This is a genomic window from Xylophilus sp. GOD-11R, from assembly GCF_033546935.1.
In the GTDB taxonomy this organism is placed as follows: domain Bacteria; phylum Pseudomonadota; class Gammaproteobacteria; order Burkholderiales; family Burkholderiaceae_C; genus Xylophilus.
This window is the reverse complement of the sequence record NZ_CP137854.1, coordinates 4,984,520-5,005,571: the sequence shown is the minus strand read 5'-3', so window position 1 is coordinate 5,005,571 and position 21,052 is coordinate 4,984,520. Positions and strand designations below refer to the sequence as shown.

Genomic DNA, 21,052 nt, shown 5'->3' with positions numbered 1-21,052 from the left:
GACGCCCGGCTCCGCCATGACCGACACCGCCCCCCGTTTCGCACCGAGATCCGCCATGCCTTCCCTGCCGTCGATGCTTTTCCGCCGTTCTTCCTTCGCCACGCTGCTGATCGCCGGCGCCGTGTCCGCGTGCGCCCTGCTCGCGGGCTGCGGCGAATCCGCCGAGAAGACGGCCGTGGCCGCGCCGCCGGCGCCGCCCATCCTGCAGGGCAAGCAGCTGCGCTTCCCGACCGGCCATCCGCAACTGGCCCTGCTCAACTCGGTGCCCTCGCGGCCCGCCACCGACATCGTGGCCGACCTGCCGGCGCGCCTGGTATGGAACGAGGAGCGCACCCAGCGCATCTATCCGGCCTTTGGTGGCCGGGTCGTGGCTATCGGTGCGGACATCGGCGCGGTGGTCAAGCCCGGCAGCGTGCTCGCCCGCCTGGCCTCGCCCGACTTCGGCGCCGCGCAGAGCGACACCACCAAGGCCGGCGTCGACGTGAACCTGGCGCGCAAGGTGCTGGCCCGCCAGCGCGAGCTGTTCGACGCCGGCATCATCGCCCGCAAGGACCTGGAGCAGACCGAGGCCGACCTCGCCCGCGCCCAGGCCGAATCGGCCCGCGCCGCGGCCCGCACCACCCTGTACGGCGCCGCATCGTCGATCAACCAGCAGCTCGGCCTGACCTCCGGCATCGCCGGCGTGGTGGTCGAGCGCAACATCAACCCGGGCCAGGAAGTGCGCCCCGACCAGAGCGGCCCGGGCGCCCCGGCCTTGTTCGTGGTGACCGACCCCAGCTCGTTGTGGGTGCTGATCGACGCCAAGGAAATCGACATCGGCAGCATGCAGCCCGGTACCACCTTCGAGTTGCAGGTGCCCGCCTATCCCGGTGAAACCTTTACCGGCCGCGTGATCGCCACCAGCGATTCCATCGACCCGGGCACCCGCACCATCAAGGTCCGGGGCGTCATCGCCAACACCGACCGCCGCCTGAAGAGCGAAATGCTCGTCACCGCGCGGGTTCGCGAAAAGATGAACGGCGTGGTCGTGCCGGCCACCGCCATCGTGCTGGAGCGCAACCAGCACAAGGTCTTCGTGCAGGTGCAGCCCGGCGTGTTCGAGCCGCGCATGGTCACGATGGGGCACATGGGCAACCGCGAGGTGGTGCTGAGTTCGGGTCTGGCCGCCGGCGAGCAGGTGGTGGCCGACAACGCGCTGCTGCTGGCGCGTGAATTCTCCGTCGCCATGGAAGACGCCGGCAATCCGACCTCGCCCCAAGCCAACCAGGCCAAGTAAGACAAGCATGAAGCGTCTCATCCATTACGCGCTGCACCAGCCGCTGTTCATCGTCCTGGGCACGCTGCTGTTCGCCCTGGCCGGCGTGTTCGCCTTCAAAAGCCTGTCGGTCGAAGCCTTTCCGGACGTGACCGACACCCAGGTCACCGTCATCGCGCTGTACCCCGGCCGCGCGGCCGAGGAAGTCGAGAAACAGGTGACGCTGCCGATCGAGGTGGCGATGTCGGGCCTGCCGAACTCGATCCGCGTGTTCTCGCACACGCAGTTCGGCCTGTCCTTCACCGTGGTGACCTACGACGACAACGCCGAAGTCAACCTGGTGCGCCAGCAGGTCGCCGAGCGCCTGCGCGGCATCGACCTGCCCGACGGCGTGGAAGCCGACATCGCGCCCAACGCCACGCCGGTCGGCGAAATCATGCGCTACCGCCTGCGCGGCGACGGCCGCAGCACGACCGAGCTGCGCTCCGAAGAAGACTGGGTGGTGGAGCGCGCGCTGCGCCAGGTGCCGGGCGTGGCCGACGTGGTCGCCATGGGCGGCGCGATCAAGCAGTACGAGGTGCAGCCCGACCTCGACAAGCTGCGCGCCTACAAGGTCACCTTCCAGAACCTGCTCGACGCCCTCGGCCGCGGCAACTCCAACGCCGGCGGCAGCTATGTGCGCCAGGGCGCGCAGCAATACACCATTCGCGGCATCGGCCTGCTGCAGTCGGCCGACGACATCGGCCGCGTGGTGGTCGCCGCGCGCGGCGGCACGCCCATCCTGATCCGCGACATCGCCGACGTGAAGATCGGCGCAGTGCCGCGTCTGGGTGTGGTCGGCCAGGACAACGACGACGACATCGTCACCGGCATCGTCATCATGCGAAAAGGCGAGAACCCGACCGTGGTGCTGAAGGCGGTCAAGGAGAAGATCGCCGACATCAACGCGCGCGGCCTGCCCCCGGGCGTGCAGATCGTGCCCTTCTACGACCGCACCTGGCTGATGGACAAGACCCTCTCCACGGTGTTCCGCAACCTGGTCGAAGGCGCCCTGCTGGTGTCGCTGGTGCTCTACATCTTCCTGTCGAACCTGCGGGCGAGCCTGGCGGTGGTGGTGGTGATTCCGCTGGCGCTGCTGTCGACCTTCATGGGCCTGAAGATCATGGGCGTGCACGCCAACCTGCTGAGCCTGGGCGCGATGGACTTCGGGATCATCGTGGACGGCGCGGTGATCGTCATCGAGAACGTGCTGCACCGCCTGTCCGAGAGCAAGGAGAACATGCGCGAGAACGAGCGGCGCGAGACCATCATCAACGCGGTCAACGAGGTCGGCCGGCCCACGCTGTTCTCGATGCTGATCATCATCGCGGCGCACATTCCCATCTTCGCGCTGCAGCGCCACGAAGGCCGCATCTTTCAGCCGATGGCGCTGTCGGTCACTACCGCGCTGATCGGCTCGCTGATCTTCTCGCTCACCCTGGTGCCGCTGCTGGCCTACTGGATGCTGCGCAAGAAGCTGCCGCACGGCGACAACCGCGTGGTGCGCGGCGCCAAGCACTTCTACGCGCCCATCCTCGACTGGGCCCTGCGCCGCCGGCGCACCGTGGCCATCGCCGCGGTCGTCGCCTTCGGCCTGACCACGGTGGTCGCCTCGCGCCTGGGCTCGGAATTCCTGCCCGAGCTCAACGAAGGCACGACCTGGGTCAACTTCACGCTGTCGCCCAACGTCTCCACGCAGGAGGCCTCGCGTGTGCTGCACATGGCGCGCAAGGCCCTGCTGACGGTGCCCGAGGTGCGCACCACGGTCTCCAAGGCCGGCCAGCCCGAGGACGGCACCGATCCCAAGACGATCTCCATGGCCGAGATCTTCGTGGACATCAAGCCCGAGAACGAATGGCGCAAGGGCATGACCCGCGAGAAGATCACCGAGGAGATGAACCGGGTGCTGTCGGCCATTCCCAGCATCGACCCCGCCTTCTCCCAGCCGATCCGCGACAACGTGCTGGAGTCGATCTCGCAGATCAAGGGCCAGATCGTGATCAAGCTCGCCGGCGACGACCTGGCGCTGATGAAGACGGTCACCGACCAGATCGCGCATGAAGTCAAGCAGGTCGAGGGCGTGGCCCGCGCCGAGATCGACCGCGACGGCCAGGTGCCGCAGCTGGTGCTGGCGATCGACCGCGACCGCGCCGCCCGCTACGGCCTGAACGTGCAGGACATCCAGGACGTGATCGAGGCCGCGCTCGCCGGCAAGGCCGCCACCAGCCTGTGGGAAGGCGAGCGCAAGTTCGCCGTGGCGGTGCGCCTGCCGGCCGAGGAACGCGTCATCGCCAACCTGCGCCGCACGCCCATCGCCACGCCCGACGGCGGCTACGTGGCGCTGGCCGACGTGACCAACATCCAGGAGACCGTCGGCGCGATGAACATTGCCCGCGAAGCCGGCCGGCGCACCACCGCCATCGGCATCTTCATCTCCGGCCGCGACATGGGCTCGGTGGTCGCCGACATGAAGGCACGCGTCGAGAAGAACGTCAAGATTCCGCAGGGCTACGTCGTCAACTGGTCGGGCGAGTTCGAGAACCAGGAACGCGCGATGAAGCGCCTGGCGGTGGTCGTGCCGATCTCGCTGCTGCTGATCTTCGTGCTGCTGTTCGACGCCTTCAAGTCCTTCAAGATGGCCGGGCTGATCCTGGTCAACGTGCCCCTGGCGCTGATCGGCGGCTTCGTCGCGCTGTGGATCTTCGGCATCCCGCTGTCGGTGTCGGCGGCCATCGGCTTCATCGCGCTGTCGGGCCAGGCGGTGCTCAACGGGGTGGTGATGCTGTCGGTGTTCCAGCAGCTGCGCCATGCCGGCATGACCGTGACAGAGGCGGTGCGCGAGGGCTCGATGCAGCGCCTGCGCACGGTGCTCATGACCGCGATGCTCGCCGCGCTCGGCCTGCTGCCGATGGCGCTGTCGCACGAGATCGGCTCGGAGACGCAGCGGCCGCTGGCCATCGTGGTGATCGGCGGCCTCTTCACCGCCACCCTGCTCACGCTGGTGGTGCTGCCCGCGCTCTACGTGGCCTGGTTCGGCAAGGAGAAGCCGCGTACGCCCGAGGACGACGACAGCCAGGTCATGGCGGTGGTCTGACCGCGACCGCATGAGGGCCGGATGCCCGGGCGCTTCGGTGCCCGGGCATCATCGCTTTCATGGAACTGCATTACCTCGATTTCGACATCAGCGAAGACGCCGACGGCTCGGCGGTCTTCGATGCGATGGCCTCGGTGGCCGTCGACCGGCTGCCCGCGCTGTGGGCAGAAATCGCTCGGGTGCTGGGCTGGGCGCACGAGAGCTTTCCCCATGCACGCGCACCGCTCGATGAAGGTGGCGAATGGGACTACCTGCTCGAGGGCGCCGAAGAAGTGCGCACGGCGGTCGAGCTGCATTTCGATCCCCAGGCCGGCACCGTCGCTGTCGGCAGCCGCACGCCCGGCATCACCCGGCATTCGGTGAGCCTCTCGATCACCGGCACGCCGACGTTCTGCGAGGCCTTGCGCTCGGCCTTCGAGCTGGTCTGAACTTCAGCGATGGAGAAAGTAGAAAAAGGCCGCGGCCAGGGTGCAGACGATGGACACCATCATGAACCCGATGACGATCATCAGGACGGTGTTGAGCAGCAAGGCGCGCTCGTAGCGGCGTTCTTCTTCCAGTTCGGCTTCGGTACGGGGCTCGGTCATAGGCGGTGCTATACGGCGCGGACCGCACGGCGGATTCGGAAATTTCCATGGCCGTGACCCGGGGCGCTCGGTGCATCATGCGAACAAATCGTCCATCAGCAAAGGCAGTCGTCGAAAACGCCTGCCGGTCGCGTGGAAAACTGCATTGGCGATGGCCGGCGCCACACCCACCATCGCCACCTCGCCGAGCCCCTTGGCGCCCGAGGCGTTGAAGCGGTAGTCGGGCCGGCCGACGAAGTCGACCTCGATGCGGCCGATATCGGCGGCGACCGGCAGCACGTATTCGGCCAGGTCGGTGTTGAGAAAGCCGCCGTAGCGCGGATCCACCTCGCTGGCCTCGCGCAGGGCCGCGCCGATGCCCCAGACCACGCCGCCCTCGACCTGGCTGCGGGCGGTGCGCGGGCTGATCACCGCGCCGCAGTCGGCCACGCTCACCACGCGTGGCACCCGGATGCGCCGCGTCGTCGGCTCCACGCGCACCTCGACGAAATGCGCGATGAAGCTGAAGGCCACGAAGTCCGGATATTCCGGGCCCGCCGCCGCCGGCAATCCACCAGTGAGCCGGCCGAAGACCTGCTCCGGCTGGCCGGGTGCGCGGCGGCGGCTCTCGGCCTGCGCGAACGGCCGCCCGGAGCCGCGCAACAGCTGCAGCGCGTTCGTGCCCGGCGCGGTGGTGGCGTCGCCCGCGTGCTGGCGCAGGTCGTCCAGCAGGCGCTCCACGGCCTCCATCACCGGCGGCAGCGCGGTGGCGGTGCCCCAGGAGCCGGCGGTGAGATGCTGCGGCGCGCCCGCGGTGTCACCGATCCGAACTTCCACCGCGGCGATCGGCGCGCCCAGCGTGCGGGCCACGGTCACCGCGATGGTGGTGCGCAGGCCCTGCCCCATCTCGTGCCCGCCCACCGACACCCGCACCGCGCCGTCGGCCTGCAGCCGCACCGTGGCGAAGGCTGGTGCCATCGCGGCCTTGTAGAGACCCAGCGCGACGCCCCAGCCGACCAGGCTGCCATCGGGCGCCCGCATCGAGCCTGGCGCCATGCTGCGGCGCTGCCAGCCGAACATCTCACTGCCACGCACCAGGCATTCGGTGCTGTGGCGCGACGAAAAGGGCTTGCCGGTGAGTGGGTCGGTCGCGGCGTCGTTGGCCAGCCGGAAGGCGACCGGGTCGCGGTCCAGCGCATAGGCCATCTCGTCGACGGCGCTCTCGAACGCGAAGGCGGCGGGATGCTCGAAGGGCGCGCGCATGTAGCCGGGCGTCTGCACGTCGGTGCGCACCAGCCGCTCCACGCCCAGGTAATGCGACACGCCGTAGAGGCGCGCCGTGATCTCGGTGCCCACCGAGGGAAACAGGTCGTGGCGCGAGGTCTGCTGGTCGATCTCGTGCACGGCCGCCACCAGGCGCCCGCCGGCATCGGCACCCAGTCGCACCCGGTGGCGCCCGGCCGGCCGAAAGCTCGCGTTGTGGAACTGCTGGGCACGGGTCATGACCAGCTTGACCGGCCGGCCCAGCCGCCGTGCGGCCAGGGCGACCAGCGCGGTGTGCGGCTGCAGGGAGTTCTTCTGCCCGAAACCGCCGCCGAGCGATGGCGACACCACCCGCACCAGGCCCGGTGAAATGCCCAGCTGCCGCGCCAGCCCGTGGCGCACGCCTTCGCTGTTCTGCGTCGGCTCGTGCACGGTGAGCCGGCCGTCCTGCCACTCGGCCAGCGTGGCGATGATCTCCATCGGGTTCTGGTGCTGCGCCGGCAGCTCAAAGCGCAGGTCGACGGTGACGGCGGCGCTCTGCAGCGCGGCGGGCGCGTCGCCCACGCGCCGGTCGGCGAATGGCGGCAGGGGCAGCACCGAAGCCTGCGCCACCGGCGGCGCGTCGGCCTGGTCGAGGCCGGCGGAAAACGGCACGGTCGCATAACGCACGGTCACCAGCGCGGCGGCTTCGCGGGCGGTCTCCAGGCTGTCGGCCACCACCATCGCCACCGTCTGGCCGCGATGGGCGATCTGCGCCGAACGCAGGGGGTAGACGCTCTGGAAGCCGAAGCCGCCGGCCATCAGGAAGCCGCCGCCTTCGAACGCGTCGATGTCCTCGTGGGTGAATACCGCCTGCACGCCGGGCAGGCGCCGCGCGGCCCGGGTGTCGATCGCCTCGACGCTGCCGCGCGCGATGCGCGAACCGACCAGCGCGGCGTGCAGCAGGCCGGGCCGTCGCTGGTCGCCGGCGTAGCGCAGCGCGCCACGGACCTTGTCGCGCGCATCGACGCGTTCGGCGCCGGGCTGCGGCGTGCGGGGGGTGGGAGTGGGGGTACGGATGGCCATGGGTGTCAGCTCCTGTCGCGGGCCAGCAGGAGCGCGTCGGTGACCGTCTCCACGCCGAGCGCCACCTTGAACGCGTTGTGCGACAGCGGACGCGCATCGGCGAACGCCAGCTCGGCGGCGCGGCGTGCCGATGCGCGGGTGAGCGAGGCACCGACGAGGCTGCGCTCGGCCTGGCTCGCGCGCCACGGCCGGGTGGCCACGCCGCCGAGGGCGATGCGCACGTCGCGCACCCGGCCGCCGCCGATCTCCAGCGCCACGGCGGCCGAGGCCAGGGCGAAGGCAAAGGACTCGCGGTCGCGCACCTTGTGGTAGGTCGAGCGCCGGGCCGCCGCGCTGCGCGGCAAGCGGATGCGCACGATGAGTTCGTCGCCTTCCAGCACCGTCTCGCGCTGCGGCGTGTCGCCGGGAGCCAAGTGGAGCGCGGCGACCGGCAGCGAGCGCTTGCCGGCGGCGCCGACGGTGTCGACCACCGCGTCGAGCGCGACCAGGGCCACGGCCAGATCGCCCGGGTACACCGCCGCGCAGGCCGGGCTCGCGCCCAGCACCGCGTGCGCCCGGTTGTAGCGTGGTGCCGCCGGCGAAATAGCGCGCACCGGGCCGGTGCCGGCCGAGCAGTGCCACCGCCTCGGCGGCGCTGGCGGGGCGCAGGTAGGCGAAGTCACGCATGGCGGCCGCCTTGCGGGGCCGACATGCGCGGCGCGGCCTCGCGGATCGCCCGCAGGATGGCCGCATAGGCGCCGCAGCGGCAGAGGTTGCCGCTCATGTACTCGCGGATCTGCGCCTCGCTCGTCGCATGGCCTTCGCGCACGCAGGCGACGGCCGCCATCACCTGCCCCGGCGTGCAGTAGCCGCATTGCAGCGCGTCGTGGTCGACGAAGGCCTGCTGCATCGGGTGCAGCGTGCCATCGGGCGCGGCGAGGCCTTCGATGGTGGTCACCGTCCGGCCGTCAGTCTTGACGGCCAGGGTCAGGCACGACGCCACCCGGCGACCGTCCAGGTGCACCGTGCAGGCGCCGCATTGGCCGTGGTCGCAACCCTTCTTGGCGCCGGTCAGGTCGAGCCGTTCGCGCAGCACGTCGAGCAGCGATTCGCGCGGCTGCAGCTGCAGCGCGACCGCCTGGCCGTTGACCGTGAGCGACACCGGCACGCGCCCGTCGGCCGTTGCTTCGGCGGGCGTGGACGGTGCCTGCGCCACGGCGGCGCCCGCCACCCCGCTCAGCGACCCCACCATCAGCGTGCGGCGGCGCAGCGGCAGCCTGGCCAACGGCTTCATCGCGCCACCTCCGGCCACGCGGGCGCCGGGGTTTGCCGGCCGCGCGCCAGCCAGGCGTCGACCGACACCGGGCCGGCGCCGCGCGTCAGCATGAAAAACGCGACGAAGGCCAACATCAGCGGGTATTCGAAGCCTCGGTCGATCCAGGCGAAGGTCGGGGCGAGCAGCCAGCTGATGACCAGCATCTGCACCGTCACCATCGCCGCCAGCGGGCGCGTCAGCCAGCCGGCCACCAGCAGCAGGCCGCCCGCGCCTTCGAGCAGCGCGACGCACCAGCCAATCAACGGTGCGGCCGGCAACTGCAGCACTTCGCCGATGAGACGGACCGAGCCCGCCATCGGGTCGGCCATGCTGCCGTGGGCGCGGCCGAGCATCTTGGGCACGCCGTGCGTCATCAGCATGGCGCCGAAGGCCATCCGCAGCAGCAGCCAGGCGGGGTTTTCCAGGCGTGCGCGGAAGCTCGCGCCGTGGCGGCGGAGCTGCAGGAGCGTGGAGGGGAGAGGCGGCAAAGGCATGGCGATCCTCGTTCTTCGGTCGGGGGACGGCCAGTCTGGGTGTTTGTACGAACGGGATAAAGCCATCGAAACGGTCAATACAATTCCGCCCGTCTCAACAATGCAGCTGCAACATGGACCGGTTCGACTCGATGCGGCTTTTCATCTCCATCGTCGACCTGCGCAGCTTCACTCGCGCGGCGGCGGCGCTGTCGATTCCGCGTGCCACGGCCACCAACGCCATCAAGCAGCTCGAAGCGCGCCTGCGGGTGCGCCTGCTCGAGCGCACCACCCGCGAGGTGCGCACCACGGTCGACGGCGAGGCCTTCTACGAGCGTTGCCGGGCGCTGCTGCACGATTTGGAAGACGCCGAGTCGTCGCTCGCGCAGCGGGCGCTCAGCCCGCAGGGCCGGCTGCGCATCGATATTCACGGCGCGCCGGCCAACGAGATCCTGCTGCCGCGCATCCAGGAATTCCACGCCCGCTACCCCGACATCGAACTGGCCGTGGGCAGTGGCGACCGGCTGGTCGACCTGGTGCGCGAGGGCGTCGACTGTGTGGTGCGGGCCGGCGAGCCGCGCGATTCCTCGCTGGTGACCCGGCGCCTGGCGCTGATCGACCAGGTGACCTGCGCCAGCCCGGCCTACCTGCGCGAGCGCGGCACGCCCGGCTCACCGGCCGATCTGGTGGGCCACCGGGCGGTGAACTTCTTCTCCACCGCGCGCGCCGGCTTCTATCCGCTGGAGTTCCAGGTGCAAGGCCGCGTGGAGCAGCACCTGCTCGAGGGCTGGATCAGCGTGAACAGCGCCGACAGCTACAAGACCTGCGCCGAGCAGGGCTGCGGAATCATCCAGGTGCCGCGCTACGGCGTGGCGCGTCAACTGCGCGAGGGTGGCCTGGTCGAGATCCTGCGCGACTACCCCTGCCCGCCGATGCCGTATTCGGTGCTGTATCCGCACAGCCGGCTGTTGTCGCCACGAGTGCGGGTTTTCATCGATTGGGTTGGCGGCTGTTTCGACGAACGTTTCGCCTCGACCTCCTGATGCGCTCGAGGACGCGCCGAGCGTTGCGACATCCAACCGACGGGCGCGCGACCATCGCATATGGAAACGCTCCCATATGCATGTGAAAAACTTGGCACTTCTTGTCAGGGGAAAAAGGTGCGACACAAAAGGCAGGAAAACATCGCCGATGGAAGCGTTTTCATAACCATAACCGTGGCGGAGGTGTGACACGAATGTCGCAGCGCGGCTGCATACTGCCGCGCTGACTGAATCCGGTCGGCCGTTAGTTTCGTACACCAGAACGACGAAGCCAACGATTCCTTGCCCGCCGGGCCTTGTTTCCTCTCCTTTTCCTGCCTTCTTGACTTCCGCTGCTCATCCGAAACGCCGCCGCATGGCCGCCACGACGCCCGGGACCGCCCGCATGGCGGACGTCGCGGCGACCGCCGGCGTGTCGCTGGTGACGGTGTCGCGCGCGCTCAATACGCCCGACCAGGTGGCAGCCCCCACGCTGGCCGCAGTCCAGGCGGCGGTCGCCCAGCTCGGTTATCTGCCCAACATGACGGCGGGCAGCCTGGCGTCGCGACGCTCGCGCATCGTCGGCTGCCTGGTGCCGTCGATCTCGTACCCGGCGTTCTCGGAGACCGTCGAGGCGCTGGCCCGCACCTTGGGCGACGGCGGCTACCAGATGCTGTTGGGCCAGACCGGTTACCGCGTCGAAGACGAGGCCCGTCAGGTCGATTCCTTCCTGGCGCGGCGCGTTGACGCCATCGTGCTGACCGGCACCAACCATGCCGCCGGCCTGCGCTCCAGGCTGCAGCGCAGCGGAATTCCCGTGGTCGAGACCTGGGACCTGGCCGCCGCGCCGATCGACCTGTCGGTCGGCTTTTCGCAGCACGAGGGCGGCCGTGTCGCCGGCGCCCACCTGTTCGACTGCGGCTACCGTTGCCCCGCCTATATCGGCGCCGACGAAGACCGCGCCATGCAGCGACTGGCCGGCCTGCGTTCCATCGCCACCGAACGCGGCGCGGGCGACGTGCCGGCCGAACTCATCCTGCCTCCCGCACAGATCGACGACGTGGGACTGCGGCTGTCGGCCCTGCTGGCGCGCCGTCCCGACATCGACGCGATCTTCTGCCAAAACGACATCCTGGCTGCCGGTGCGCTTTTCGAGTGCCACCGACGCGGCTGGGACATACCCGGCCGCATCGCGGTCATGGGTTTCGGCGACATGCCGATCGCCCGCGCGGGGTTTCCGCGTCTCTCCACGGTACGGGTTCGTGGCAGCTGCATCGGTGAACGCGCCGGCCAGTTGCTGCTGGCGCGCTTGAGCGGACAGCAGCAGGCCGACACGGCAGTGGATATCGGTTTCGAGGTCGTGCGACGTGAAAGCACCTGATTACCCGGACGGCCCGAGCGGCCCGGTCCGCATGGCGGACGTGGCGCGCCTGGCGGGTGTTGCCCGCGTCACGGTTTCGCGCGTCCTGAGCAACCCCGCCAGCGTGGCGCCCGCCACCCGCGTGGCGGTGCAGGAAGCCATCGCCCGGCTCGGCTACGTGCCCAACCTCAACGCGGGCACGCTCGCGTCCAGCCGTTCGCGCATCGTCGGCTGCATCGTGCCCACGCTGTCGAACGCCTGGTTCGCCGAAACCATCGACGGCCTGTCCGAAGTGCTGGCCGCGGCGGGCTACCAGCTGCTGCTGGGCCAGTCCGGCTACGGGCCGGTGGGCGAGGAACGCCTGGTCGACACCTTCCTGGGACGCCGCGTCGACGCTATGGTGCTCACCGGCTCCGAACGCTCCGAAGCGGTTCGTGGCCGTCTGGCGGCTGCCGGCATTCCCATCGTCGAGACCTGGGACCTGGGCCTGGAGCCGCTCGACATGGCGGTCGGCTTCTCGAACTACGCCGCCGGCGAGGCGGCGGCCGAGCACCTGCTGGCGCGCGGCTGCCGGCGTCCGGCCTATATCGGCATCGAGGAACAGCGTTCGGCCAAGCGCCTGGAAGGCTTCACCGCCGCGCTGGCCCGGCGCGACATCGCGCCCGCCTGCATCGACGCCGGCGCGCCACCCACCACCTTCGAGACGGGCGCTCGGGCCCTGCGCGAACTGCTGGAGCGCCATCCGTCCATCGACGGCGTCTTCTGCAGCAACGACACGCTGGCCGCCGCGGCGCTCTTCGAGTGCCAGCGACAGGGCTGGGCGGTGCCGCAGAAGATCGCCGTCGTCGGTTTCTCCGACCAGCCGATCGCCGCGGCCACCGTGCCCTCGCTGACCAGCGTGCAGGTGCGCTCGCGCGAACTCGGCGCCGAAGCCGGTCGCATGCTGCTGCGCCGGCTGGGAACGGTGGCCGCCGGGCGCGGGATGGCGAGCGAACATCGCATCGCCGACCTGGGGTTCCGCATCGTCGCCCGAGAAAGCGCTTGAACTGTCAGGCCTCCCGGCTTTTCACTCCACACCGCTGCGGGTAGTTCGCCACCCCCCGAGCAGGAATGCCGGCCGCCTTGGGGCGGCCCGGCGGTGGGCGGTTATACGAGCCTCCCGGCTTCTCACTTCGCTTCGCTACGTGTAGTTCGCCACCTCCCGAGGAGGAGGTCCGGCCGCCTTGGGGCGGCCCGGCGGTGGCCGGAGCGGTTTTGCAAAGGGCGGCGCGAGGTCGAGGAAATGTCTGCCGCTTCCGCTCCTCACCCGTCCCGCAAGGCGGGCAGGTCGAGCACGCGCAGGCCGCCGTATTCGATGCTGATCTGGCCGCGTGCCTGCAGGCTGGCCAGGGCCTGGTTGACGCGCTGGCGTGACAGGCCGACAAGGTAGGCCAACTCCTGCTGGGTGATGCGCAGCATGTCGCCGACGGCCGGGTAGAGCACCGGGTTGAAGAGCGCCGCCAGGCTGCGGGCCACGCGCGCGTCGGGGCTGGTGAGGCGGTCGGTTTCCAGCGCCACGATGAACTGCGACAGGCGTTCGCTCAGCTGGCTCATCACGAAGCGGTTGAAGCCGAGGGAATGGTCCAGCAGCCAATGGAAATCGTCGATCGGCAAACCCGCGACCACGCTGCGCCGCAGCGCCTGGATGTTGTAGCGGTAGGGCTCGCGCTTGAGCACCGTGCCTTCGCCGAACCATCCGCCCGGCGCCAGGCCGGCATAGGTGACTGTCTGGCCACGGTCGTTGTCGGTGCTCATCTTCAGCAGCCCCTCCACCACGCCGAACCAGTAGGTCGGCGCCCGGCCGACGCGGCAGATGAAATCGCCCGGCTGTGCGACGCTGACCTGCAGTACTTGCAGCGCGTGCTGCCGCTCGGTGGGCTGCAGTCGTTCCAGCCACGGGACCACGGCCAGCTCGGCGCCGGTAGGCGGGCGGCGGCGCTGATGCAGGGCAGAGTCGATCACCATGTGTGGCGCGGATTCTGAGAGCCCGCCGCCGCCCGGCCCACCCGGGACTGCACCTGATAGGACATTCCCTAGGAATGTCGCCGGGGTGACAAGCGAGCGTCAAACGCAGGCCTAGCATGCCCGGCAAAGAGACAAGCCGAGGACCGCATGACGAGTACCTTTCCCCAGCTGCTGCACCGCCATGCCCAGGCCCGGCCCGAAGCCCCCGCCGTGCGCGAGAAGGAATACGGCATCTGGCAGACCTGGAACTGGCGCAAGACGGCCGAAGAGGTGCGCGCCATGGCCTGCGGTCTGATGTCGCTGGGCTTCGCACCGGGCGACAACCTGGCCATCGTGGGCGACAACCGGCCGCACCTGTACTTCTGCTTCCTGGCCGCGCAGGCCGCCCGTGGCGTGCCGGTGCCGCTCTACCAGGAATCGGTCGCCACCGAGATGGCCTTCGTGCTGCAGGACGCGGCGATCCGCTTCGCCTTCGCCGAGAACCAGGAGCAGGTCGACAAGCTGCTGGAGCTGCGCGCCACCGTGCCGGCGCTCGCATGCATCGCCCATGTGTTCTACGACGATCCGCGTGGCCTGCGTGGCTACGACCAGCCGGGGCTGGTCTCGGTGCAGGCGCTGATGGACGCCGGCCGCGCGTGGGACTTGGCGCAACCCGGCGGCTACGACGAGGCCGTCGCGGCCGTCATGGCCGACGACGTGTCGGTCATCCTCTACACCTCCGGCACCACCGGCAAGCCCAAGGGTGTCTGCCAGACGCACCGCGCCTTCATCGCCGCCGCCGAGGGCAGCATCGCCACCGACGGCCTGGGGCCGCGCGACGACGTCATCTGCTACCTGCCGCCGGCCTGGGTCGGCGACCACCTCTTCTCGCTTGCGCAATGGCTGGTGGCGGGCTTCACCATCAACTGCCCGGAGTCGCCGGCCACCGCGGCGATCGACCTGCGCGAGATCGGCCCGAGCTATTACTTCGCCCCGCCCCGGGTGTTCGAGGCCATGCTCACCTCGATCTCGATCCGCATGGAAGACGCGGCCGCGCCCAAGCGCTGGCTGTATGCGCGCTGCATGGCGCTGGCCCGCCGCGTGGGCGCCGACATGCTCGACGGCCGCCCCGTCGGCGCGCTCGATCGGCTGCTCTATGCCTTCGGCGACGCGGTGGTGTACGGGCCGCTGCGCAACGTCATGGGGCTGTCGCGGGTGCGGGTGGCCTACACCGCGGGCGCGGCCATCGGGCCGGACCTGTTCCGCTTCTTCCGCTCGATCGGCGTGAACCTCAAGCAGTTCTACGGCCAGACCGAGACCTGCGCCTATGTCTGCCTGCAGAAGAACGGCCGGGTGAAGCTGCACACCGTGGGCGAGCCCGCGCCGGGCATCGAGATCCGCATCGCCGACAACGGCGAGGTGCTGGTGCGGGGCGTGTCGGTGCTCAAGGAGTACTACCACCGGCCCGACGCCACCGCCGAGGTGATCGACGCCGAGGGCTTCTTCCATACCGGCGACGCCGGCGTGCTCGACGACGACGGCCACCTGCGCATCATCGACCGGGCCAAGGACGTGGGCCGCCTGGTCGAAGGCGCGCTCTTCGCGCCCAACTACATCGAGAACAAGCTCAAGTTCTTTCCGCAGATCAAGGAGGCCGTGTGCTTCGGCCACGGCCGCGCCGAGGTCTGCGCCTTTCTCAACATCGACTTCGACGCCGTCGGCAACTGGGCCGAACGCCAGGGCCTGCCCTACGCCGGTTATGTGGACCTGGCCGGCAAGCCCGAGGTGCTGGAACTCATCGCACAGTGCGTCGGCCAGGTCAACGCCGACCTCGCGGCCGAGCCCGGCATGGAAGCCACGCAGGTCGCGCGCTTCATCGTGCTGCACAAGGAGCTCGACCCCGACGACGACGAACTCACCCGCACCCGCAAGGTCCGCCGGGCCTTCATCGCCGACAAGTACCGCGTGCTCGTCGACGCCCTGTACGGCGGCGTACGTCGGCAGTTCATCGAGACCCAGGTGAAGTTCGAGGACGGCCGCACCGGCAGCGTCAGCGCCACGCTGAACGTGGTCGAGGCCCGCACCTTCGCCCCCTTGAAGAGCGCGGCATGAACATGATGGCCGAACCCCTCGACCTGGCCCCGTCCGATGCCACGCCGGTCGGCGACGTGGTGCTGGACGTGCGCAACATCTCGCTGTCCTTCGGCGGCGTGAAGGCGCTCACCGACATCAGCTTCGACGTGCGCGAGCACGAGGTGCGATCGATCATCGGGCCCAACGGCGCGGGCAAGAGCTCGATGCTGAACTGCATCAACGGCGTCTACCAGCCGCAGCAGGGGCAGATCACTTTTCGGGGCCGCACCTTCCGCCACATGAACAGCCGGCAGGTGGCCGAGATGGGCGTGGCCCGCACCTTCCAGAACCTGGCCCTGTTCAAGGGCATGAGCGTGCTCGACAACATCATGAGCGGGCGCAACCTGCGCATGAAGAGCAACCTGCTGATGCAGGCCTTGCGGGTGGGGCCGGCGGTGCGCGAGGAGATGGCGCACCGCGAGGCGGTGGAGCGGATCATCGATTTTTTGGAGATCCAGGCGTGGCGCAAGACGCCGGTCGGACAGTTGCCGTACGGGCTGCAGAAGCGGGTCGATCTCGGGCGGGCCTTGGCGATGGAGCCGCAGGTGTTGCTGCTCGACGAGCCGATGGCGGGGATGAACGTCGAGGAGAAGCAGGACATGTGTCGGTTCATCCTCGACGTGAACGAGGAGTTTCGGACGACCATCGTGCTGATCGAGCACGACATGGGGGTGGTGATGGATATCTCCGACCGGGTGGTGGTGCTGGATTACGGGCGGAAGATCGGGGATGGGACGCCTGCCGAGGTTCGGGGGAATGAGGAGGTCATTCGGGCCTATCTGGGGGGGGCTGCATGAGTTGTCTGCTGCCTTGTTTCAGGGCTGTGTCACTGCGTGGGCTTTGTCTCCTGCGGAGGGCTGTGCCACTGCGTGGGCTGCTTCTCTTGCGGAGGGCTGTGCCACTGCGTGAGCTGCTTCTCCTGCCGGGGGCTGTGCCACTGCGTGGGCTGCTTCTCCTGCGGAGGGCGGAGGCCGGGATTTCGCCCCGGCGGGCGAGTCACTTTCTTTGCTTCGCCAAAGAAAGTAACCAAAGAAAGGCGACCCCGGTGGGCGAGGTCCTTCGGACACGCTGCGGTACTCGGTTTTGCGGGGTCTGGCGGAACTCGCTTCGCTCAGACAGCCGCCAGCCCTTATCCGCAAAACCTCCGTTCCTCGCTCTCGACCACAGGGGACCCCAAACACCACACGGGCCATCGCTGCGCTCGGCCTACGACGGTCTTCGCTGCGCTCGACGGGGGATAAGGGCGACGCGTCCATGGGGCGGTGCAGATGGGTGCACGGCTGCCGCATCGGTCGGTGCGGCAAACAGCGCGCAGACCATGGAGCGTCCGTCACAGAGCATGGCGATGGAAAGCATGCGGCCCCCTCACCGTGCTCAGTGCGGTCGCCTGTCCTTACCCTCTCAGCCCCGACCCTGCGAAGCAGGGGCCAAGGCTCTGGATCAACCCTTGTCCAAACTGTTGCCGCTAGAGCGTTCGAAGGCACATACCCCAGGCCGAGCGAAGCGATGGCCCGACCGAGCTTCGAGCTCGTCTTCAAGGCAACTTTCTTTGGTGACTTTCTTTTTTGCCAGAAAAGAAAGTTACCGCGGGTCTGGGGGCGCGCAAGCCCCCAGCTCCACCCTACGGCCAGTAGAAGAAGAGAAGAAACACCAGCCCCCTCTGCAAGAGCGACGCCCCAGCTCCCCCCTACGACCAGTAGAAGAAAAGAAGAAAGACCAGCCCACTCTGCAAGAGCGACACCCCAGCTCCACCCTACGACCAGTAGAAGAAGAGAAGCAAAGACAAGCCCGCTCAGCAAGCAACGAGCCCAAGCCGCAAAGAGTCCACCAACGAACCAGCAGAAAGAAAACGCCATGGGCTTCCTCCTAGAAACCCTCTTCGGCGGCCTCATGGTGGGCATGCTCTACGCCCTCGTCGCCCTGGGCTTCGTCCTCATCTACAAAGCCAGCGGAGTCTTCAACTTCGCCCAAGGCGCGATGGTCCTCTTCGCGGCCTTGGCCATGGCCAGATTCTCCGAATGGATCCCCAAGTGGCTGGGCTTCGAAAGCCAGCTGCTAGCCAACATCCTGGCAGCCGCCACCGCCACCGCCTGCATGGTCGCAGTAGCCTGGGCCGTAGAGCGCTTCGCCTTGAGAAAGCTCGTCAACCAGCCCGGCATCACCCTCCTGATGGCCACGCTCGGCATCAGCTACTTCATCGACGGCGCCGGCCAGCTGCTCTTCGGCAGCGCCGTCTACCGCATCGACGTCGGCATGCCCAAGGACCCCATGATCCTCATGGAGAGCACCTTCGACGGCGGCCTGCTGCTCAGCAAGGAGGACCTCTACTCCGCCCTCATCGCCGCATTGCTGGTCGCTACCCTCACCGTCTTCTTCCAGAAGACCCGCACCGGCCGTGCCCTGCGCGCCGTGGCCGACGACCACCAGGCCGCGCAGTCCATCGGCATCCCGCTGTCGCGCATCTGGGTCGTCGTCTGGTCGATCGGCGGCATCGTCGCGCTGGTCGCCGGCATCATCTGGGGCAGCAAGCTCGGCGTGCAGTTCTCCATCTCCCTGGTGGCGTTGAAGGCCTTTCCGGTGGTGATTCTGGGCGGGCTGACCTCGGTGCCCGGCGCCATCGTCGGCGGCCTGCTGATCGGCGTCGGCGAGAAGCTGTCGGAGATCTACCTCGGCCCCTATGTCGGCGGCGGCATCGAGAACTGGTTCGCCTACGTTCTCGCCCTCGCCTTCCTGCTGATCAGGCCCCAAGGCTTGTTCGGCGACAAGATCATCGATCGCGTATGAAAGGCTTGGCCCACCCCCAGGCTTGCCCACTTCGTGTGGCCGCCACCCCCCTTCCAGGGGGCAACACCTGCAGTCCGGCAAAGCCGGCCCTGCGGTGTTCCATGAAATGCACGTCCGTTAACGCGGTGGAGGTGGGCTCGTGATCTATCGGGAAAATGGCCAGTTCAAGAGCAGCTACCGCGCCGACATGGCGCTGTTCCCCGTCGCCCAGGACCGCTGGGCCATGCTCGCCCTGCTGGCGGTGGCCTTCGTCGTGGTGCCGGCGCTGGCCAGCGACTACGTGTTCCGCGCGGTGCTGATCCCCTTCCTGATCCTGGCGCTGGCCGCGATCGGGCTCAACATCCTCGTCGGCTACTGCGGCCAGATCTCGCTGGGCACCGGCGCCTTCATGGCCGTGGGCGCCTACGCGGCCTACAACCTGCAGGTGCGCATCGAGGGCATGCCGTTGTTGCTGTCACTCATCGGCGGCGGGCTGGCGGCCACGGTGTGCGGCGTGCTGTTCGGTATCCCGAGCCTGCGCATCCGTGGGCTGTACCTGGCGGTGGCGACACTGGCCGCGCAGTTCTTCGTGGACTGGTTCACCAACCGGGTGAAATGGGTCACCAACGATTCGTCCTCCGGCTCGGTCAGCGTCAATGTGCTGTCGATGTTCGGCTGGCGCTTCGACACCCCGGTGCAGAAATACCTGCTGTGCCTGGCGCTGGTGGCGCTGTTCGCGCTGCTGGCCAAGAACCTGGTGCGTGGCGCCATCGGCCGGGAGTGGATGGCCATGCGCGACATGGACGTGGCCGCCAGCGTGATCGGCATCCGGCCGGTGCATGCCAAGCTCACCGCCTTCGCGGTCAGCAGCTTCATCGTGGGCGTGGCGGGCGCGCTGTGGGGCTTCGTGCACCTGGGCTCGTGGGAGCCGGCGGCCTTTGGCATCGACAAGTCCTTCCAGCTGCTGTTCATGGTGATCATCGGCGGGCTCGGCTCCATCGCCGGCAGCTTCTTCGGCGCGGCCTTCATCGTGCTGCTGCCGCTGGCCCTGAACTACGTGCCGCACTGGCTCGGCCTGTCGCTCGGCACGGCCGTGGCCTCGCAACTGGAGCACATGGTGTTCGGCGCACTGATCGTGTTCTTCCTCATCGTGGAGCCGCATGGGCTGGCAAAACTCTGGTCCACCGCGCGACAAAAACTACGGCTCTGGCCATTCCCCTATTGATCCCCAGCGTTCGTCGACAGCAGCAGCCAACCGGCACCAGCGAGTGCCCATAACAGGAGACAAGTCATGAAGCTCAACACCATCGTGATCGGCATCGCGGCAGCGGCCTCGACGCTGGCTTTCGCGCCGGCGTCGGCGCAGGAACAGTTCGTGCCCCTGCTGGTCTACCGCACCGGCCAGTTCGCGCCGCTCGGCGTGCCCTGGGCCGACGGCAAGCAGGACTACCTCAAGCTCGTCAACGCGCGTGACGGCGGCGTCAACGGCGTGAAGCTGGCGTATGAGGAATGCGAGACGGCCTACGACGCGGCCAAGGGCGTGGAGTGCTACGAACGTCTCAAGGCCAAGGGCACCGGCGCCTCGGGCTTCGACCCGCAATCCACCGGCATCACCTTCGCGGTGACCGACAAGGCCTATGCCGACAAGGTGGCCATCGAGACGCCCGGCTACGGCCTGTCGCAGTCGGTCGACGGTACCGTGTTCCAGTGGAACTTCCCGCTGCTGGGCACCTACTGGACCGCCGCCGACGTGATGCTGCAGGACATCGCGAAGAAGGAGAAAGGCAGCCTGAAGGGCAAGAAGATCGCGTTGGTCTACCACGACAGTCCCTACGGCAAGGAGCCGATTCCGCTGCTGCAGAAACGCGCGGCGGCCGATGGCTTCGAGGTGTCGCTGTTCCCGGTCACGCCGCCGGGGGTGGAGCAGAAGTCGACCTGGCTGCAGATCCGCCAGCAGCGGCCCGACTACGTGCTGTTCTGGTCGGCCGGCGTCATGACGCCGGCGGGCATTCGCGAGGCCCAGGCCAGCGGCTATCCGCGCGAGAAGATCTACGGCATCTGGTGGGCGGGCTCCGACCACGACGTCAAGGACATCGGCGCGGGCGCCACCGGCTACAACGCGATCACCATCCACAACAGCGCAGCCAAGGACAAGGTGCACGACGAGCTGAAGAAGTTCGTCTACGACAAGGGCCAGGGCACGGGCGTGCCGACCGGTGTGGGCACGTTGGCGCATACGCGCGGAATGATGATCTCGATGCTGCAGGTCGAGGCGATCCGCGCCGCACAGGAGAAGTACGGCAAGGGCAAGACGCTCACGCCCGAACAGGTGCGCTGGGGCTTCGAGAACCTGGACCTCACGGCCGACAAGCTCAAGGCGCTGGGCTTCGGCGAGATCATGCGGCCGGTCAAGACCTCGTGCGCCAACCACATGGGCAACGACTGGGCGCGCATCGTGCAGTGGGACGGCGGCAAGTGGCAGATTAAATCGGACTGGTACCAGTCCGACAAGACGCACATCGATCCGCTGGTGAAGGAGTTCGCGGCGAAGTACGCCAAGGACAAGAACGTCACGCCACGCGCTTGTTGATCTCCCCCAGGGAGGCTTGGCTCTCCCCCAGGCTACGCACTTCGTGTCTTCGCCTACCCCCTTCCGGGGGCAACACTGGCGGTCCGGCAAAGCCGGCCCACGGTGTTCCACGAAACGCCGGGCCGCGCTTGGTGGATGCGCGGTGGGTTGAA

At 68.5% G+C, this 21,052-nt stretch carries 17 protein-coding genes; 11 read left to right on the top strand and 6 right to left on the bottom strand.

Going from position 1 to position 21,052, the window contains the following annotated elements; translation table 11 throughout:
* Window positions 1–55 precede the first annotated feature (55 nt).
* Genes R9X41_RS23090 through R9X41_RS23080 form a run of 3 tightly spaced genes read left to right on the top strand, consistent with a single transcriptional unit; the run spans window position 56 to window position 4,816 of the window.
* Window positions 56–1,276, top strand: a complete 1,221-nt coding sequence (locus tag R9X41_RS23090; RefSeq protein WP_318632766.1) for an efflux RND transporter periplasmic adaptor subunit — start codon at window positions 56–58, stop codon at window positions 1,274–1,276.
* A 7-nt stretch (window positions 1,277–1,283) separates the two neighbouring features.
* On the top strand, window positions 1,284–4,388 hold the full coding sequence (locus R9X41_RS23085; RefSeq protein ID WP_318632765.1) for an efflux RND transporter permease subunit: 3,105 nt from the start codon (window positions 1,284–1,286) through the stop codon (window positions 4,386–4,388).
* 59 nt (window positions 4,389–4,447) lie between these two features.
* A complete protein-coding gene (locus tag R9X41_RS23080; RefSeq protein ID WP_318632764.1) occupies window positions 4,448–4,816 on the top strand; it encodes a hypothetical protein in 369 nt (122 codons plus the stop codon).
* A 3-nt stretch (window positions 4,817–4,819) separates the two neighbouring features.
* On the opposite strand, the gene R9X41_RS23075 is transcribed toward R9X41_RS23080, so the two are convergent.
* The 5 genes from R9X41_RS23075 to R9X41_RS23055 form a co-directional block, all read right to left on the bottom strand.
* A complete protein-coding gene (locus tag R9X41_RS23075; protein WP_318632763.1) occupies window positions 4,820–4,975 on the bottom strand; it encodes a hypothetical protein in 156 nt (51 codons plus the stop codon).
* Window positions 4,976–5,050: 75 nt separating this feature from the next.
* On the bottom strand, window positions 5,051–7,282 hold the full coding sequence (locus tag R9X41_RS23070; RefSeq protein WP_318632762.1) for a xanthine dehydrogenase family protein molybdopterin-binding subunit: 2,232 nt from the start codon (window positions 7,280–7,282) through the stop codon (window positions 5,051–5,053).
* 5 nt (window positions 7,283–7,287) lie between these two features.
* Window positions 7,288–7,944 carry an FAD binding domain-containing protein gene (locus tag R9X41_RS23065; RefSeq protein WP_318632761.1) on the bottom strand — a complete coding sequence of 219 codons (657 nt, stop codon included), beginning with the start codon at window positions 7,942–7,944 and terminating at the stop codon, window positions 7,288–7,290.
* Window positions 7,941–8,555, bottom strand: a complete 615-nt coding sequence (locus R9X41_RS23060) for a (2Fe-2S)-binding protein (protein WP_318632760.1) — start codon at window positions 8,553–8,555, stop codon at window positions 7,941–7,943. The genes R9X41_RS23065 and R9X41_RS23060 overlap by 4 nt, the downstream gene beginning before the upstream one ends.
* Window positions 8,552–9,070: a DoxX family protein gene (locus R9X41_RS23055; protein WP_318632759.1), complete on the bottom strand. Its 519-nt coding sequence runs from the start codon at window positions 9,068–9,070 to the stop codon at window positions 8,552–8,554. The genes R9X41_RS23060 and R9X41_RS23055 overlap by 4 nt, the downstream gene beginning before the upstream one ends.
* A gap of 113 nt (window positions 9,071–9,183) precedes the next feature.
* Between R9X41_RS23055 and R9X41_RS23050 the strand changes: the two genes are divergently transcribed.
* The 3 genes from R9X41_RS23050 (at window position 9,184) to R9X41_RS23040 (ending at window position 12,476) form a co-directional block, all read left to right on the top strand.
* Window positions 9,184–10,092 (top strand): LysR family transcriptional regulator, encoded by a 909-nt coding sequence (locus tag R9X41_RS23050; protein WP_318632758.1) that lies wholly within the window; start codon window positions 9,184–9,186, stop codon window positions 10,090–10,092.
* A 355-nt stretch (window positions 10,093–10,447) separates the two neighbouring features.
* Window positions 10,448–11,452 carry a LacI family DNA-binding transcriptional regulator gene (locus tag R9X41_RS23045; RefSeq protein WP_318632757.1) on the top strand — a complete coding sequence of 335 codons (1,005 nt, stop codon included), beginning with the start codon at window positions 10,448–10,450 and terminating at the stop codon, window positions 11,450–11,452.
* Window positions 11,439–12,476 carry a LacI family DNA-binding transcriptional regulator gene (locus R9X41_RS23040; RefSeq protein ID WP_318632756.1) on the top strand — a complete coding sequence of 346 codons (1,038 nt, stop codon included), beginning with the start codon at window positions 11,439–11,441 and terminating at the stop codon, window positions 12,474–12,476. Before R9X41_RS23045 ends, R9X41_RS23040 begins: the two co-directional genes overlap by 14 nt.
* A gap of 257 nt (window positions 12,477–12,733) precedes the next feature.
* Here the strand turns inward: R9X41_RS23040 and R9X41_RS23035 are convergent, their stop codons facing one another.
* On the bottom strand, window positions 12,734–13,435 hold the full coding sequence (locus R9X41_RS23035) for a Crp/Fnr family transcriptional regulator (RefSeq protein WP_318632755.1): 702 nt from the start codon (window positions 13,433–13,435) through the stop codon (window positions 12,734–12,736).
* A 147-nt stretch (window positions 13,436–13,582) separates the two neighbouring features.
* On the opposite strand from R9X41_RS23035, the gene R9X41_RS23030 reads away from it, so the two are divergent.
* From R9X41_RS23030 to R9X41_RS23010, 5 genes are all read left to right on the top strand, one after another.
* Window positions 13,583–15,526, top strand: coding sequence for an AMP-dependent synthetase/ligase (locus tag R9X41_RS23030; protein ID WP_318632754.1), 1,944 nt, complete (start codon window positions 13,583–13,585; stop codon window positions 15,524–15,526).
* Between the two features lie 2 nt (window positions 15,527–15,528).
* Window positions 15,529–16,344: an ABC transporter ATP-binding protein gene (locus tag R9X41_RS23025; RefSeq protein ID WP_318632753.1), complete on the top strand. Its 816-nt coding sequence runs from the start codon at window positions 15,529–15,531 to the stop codon at window positions 16,342–16,344.
* Between the two features lie 1,057 nt (window positions 16,345–17,401).
* Window positions 17,402–18,331, top strand: a complete 930-nt coding sequence (locus R9X41_RS23020) for a branched-chain amino acid ABC transporter permease (protein ID WP_318632752.1) — start codon at window positions 17,402–17,404, stop codon at window positions 18,329–18,331.
* A gap of 139 nt (window positions 18,332–18,470) precedes the next feature.
* The gene (locus tag R9X41_RS23015; protein ID WP_318632751.1) at window positions 18,471–19,535 is read left to right on the top strand and encodes a branched-chain amino acid ABC transporter permease; all 1,065 of its coding nucleotides are present in this window, start codon (window positions 18,471–18,473) and stop codon (window positions 19,533–19,535) included.
* A gap of 66 nt (window positions 19,536–19,601) precedes the next feature.
* Window positions 19,602–20,900 (top strand): ABC transporter substrate-binding protein, encoded by a 1,299-nt coding sequence (locus tag R9X41_RS23010; protein ID WP_318632750.1) that lies wholly within the window; start codon window positions 19,602–19,604, stop codon window positions 20,898–20,900.
* Window positions 20,901–21,052 lie beyond the last annotated feature (152 nt).

Coding starts and splice junctions, on each gene's coding strand:
- R9X41_RS23050 (WP_318632758.1), top strand. CDS start 9,184: ATGGACCGGTTCGACTCGATGCGGCTTTTCATCTCCATCGTCGACCTG.
- R9X41_RS23080 (WP_318632764.1), top strand. CDS start 4,448: ATGGAACTGCATTACCTCGATTTCGACATCAGCGAAGACGCCGACGGC.
- R9X41_RS23075 (WP_318632763.1), bottom strand. CDS start 4,975: ATGACCGAGCCCCGTACCGAAGCCGAACTGGAAGAAGAACGCCGCTAC.
- R9X41_RS23030 (WP_318632754.1), top strand. CDS start 13,583: ATGACGAGTACCTTTCCCCAGCTGCTGCACCGCCATGCCCAGGCCCGG.
- R9X41_RS23010 (WP_318632750.1), top strand. CDS start 19,602: ATGAAGCTCAACACCATCGTGATCGGCATCGCGGCAGCGGCCTCGACG.
- R9X41_RS23060 (WP_318632760.1), bottom strand. CDS start 8,555: ATGAAGCCGTTGGCCAGGCTGCCGCTGCGCCGCCGCACGCTGATGGTG.
- R9X41_RS23035 (WP_318632755.1), bottom strand. CDS start 13,435: ATGGTGATCGACTCTGCCCTGCATCAGCGCCGCCGCCCGCCTACCGGC.
- R9X41_RS23055 (WP_318632759.1), bottom strand. CDS start 9,070: ATGCCTTTGCCGCCTCTCCCCTCCACGCTCCTGCAGCTCCGCCGCCAC.
- R9X41_RS23020 (WP_318632752.1), top strand. CDS start 17,402: ATGGGCTTCCTCCTAGAAACCCTCTTCGGCGGCCTCATGGTGGGCATG.
- R9X41_RS23070 (WP_318632762.1), bottom strand. CDS start 7,282: ATGGCCATCCGTACCCCCACTCCCACCCCCCGCACGCCGCAGCCCGGC.
- R9X41_RS23025 (WP_318632753.1), top strand. CDS start 15,529: ATGATGGCCGAACCCCTCGACCTGGCCCCGTCCGATGCCACGCCGGTC.
- R9X41_RS23085 (WP_318632765.1), top strand. CDS start 1,284: ATGAAGCGTCTCATCCATTACGCGCTGCACCAGCCGCTGTTCATCGTC.
- R9X41_RS23045 (WP_318632757.1), top strand. CDS start 10,448: ATGGCCGCCACGACGCCCGGGACCGCCCGCATGGCGGACGTCGCGGCG.
- R9X41_RS23090 (WP_318632766.1), top strand. CDS start 56: ATGCCTTCCCTGCCGTCGATGCTTTTCCGCCGTTCTTCCTTCGCCACG.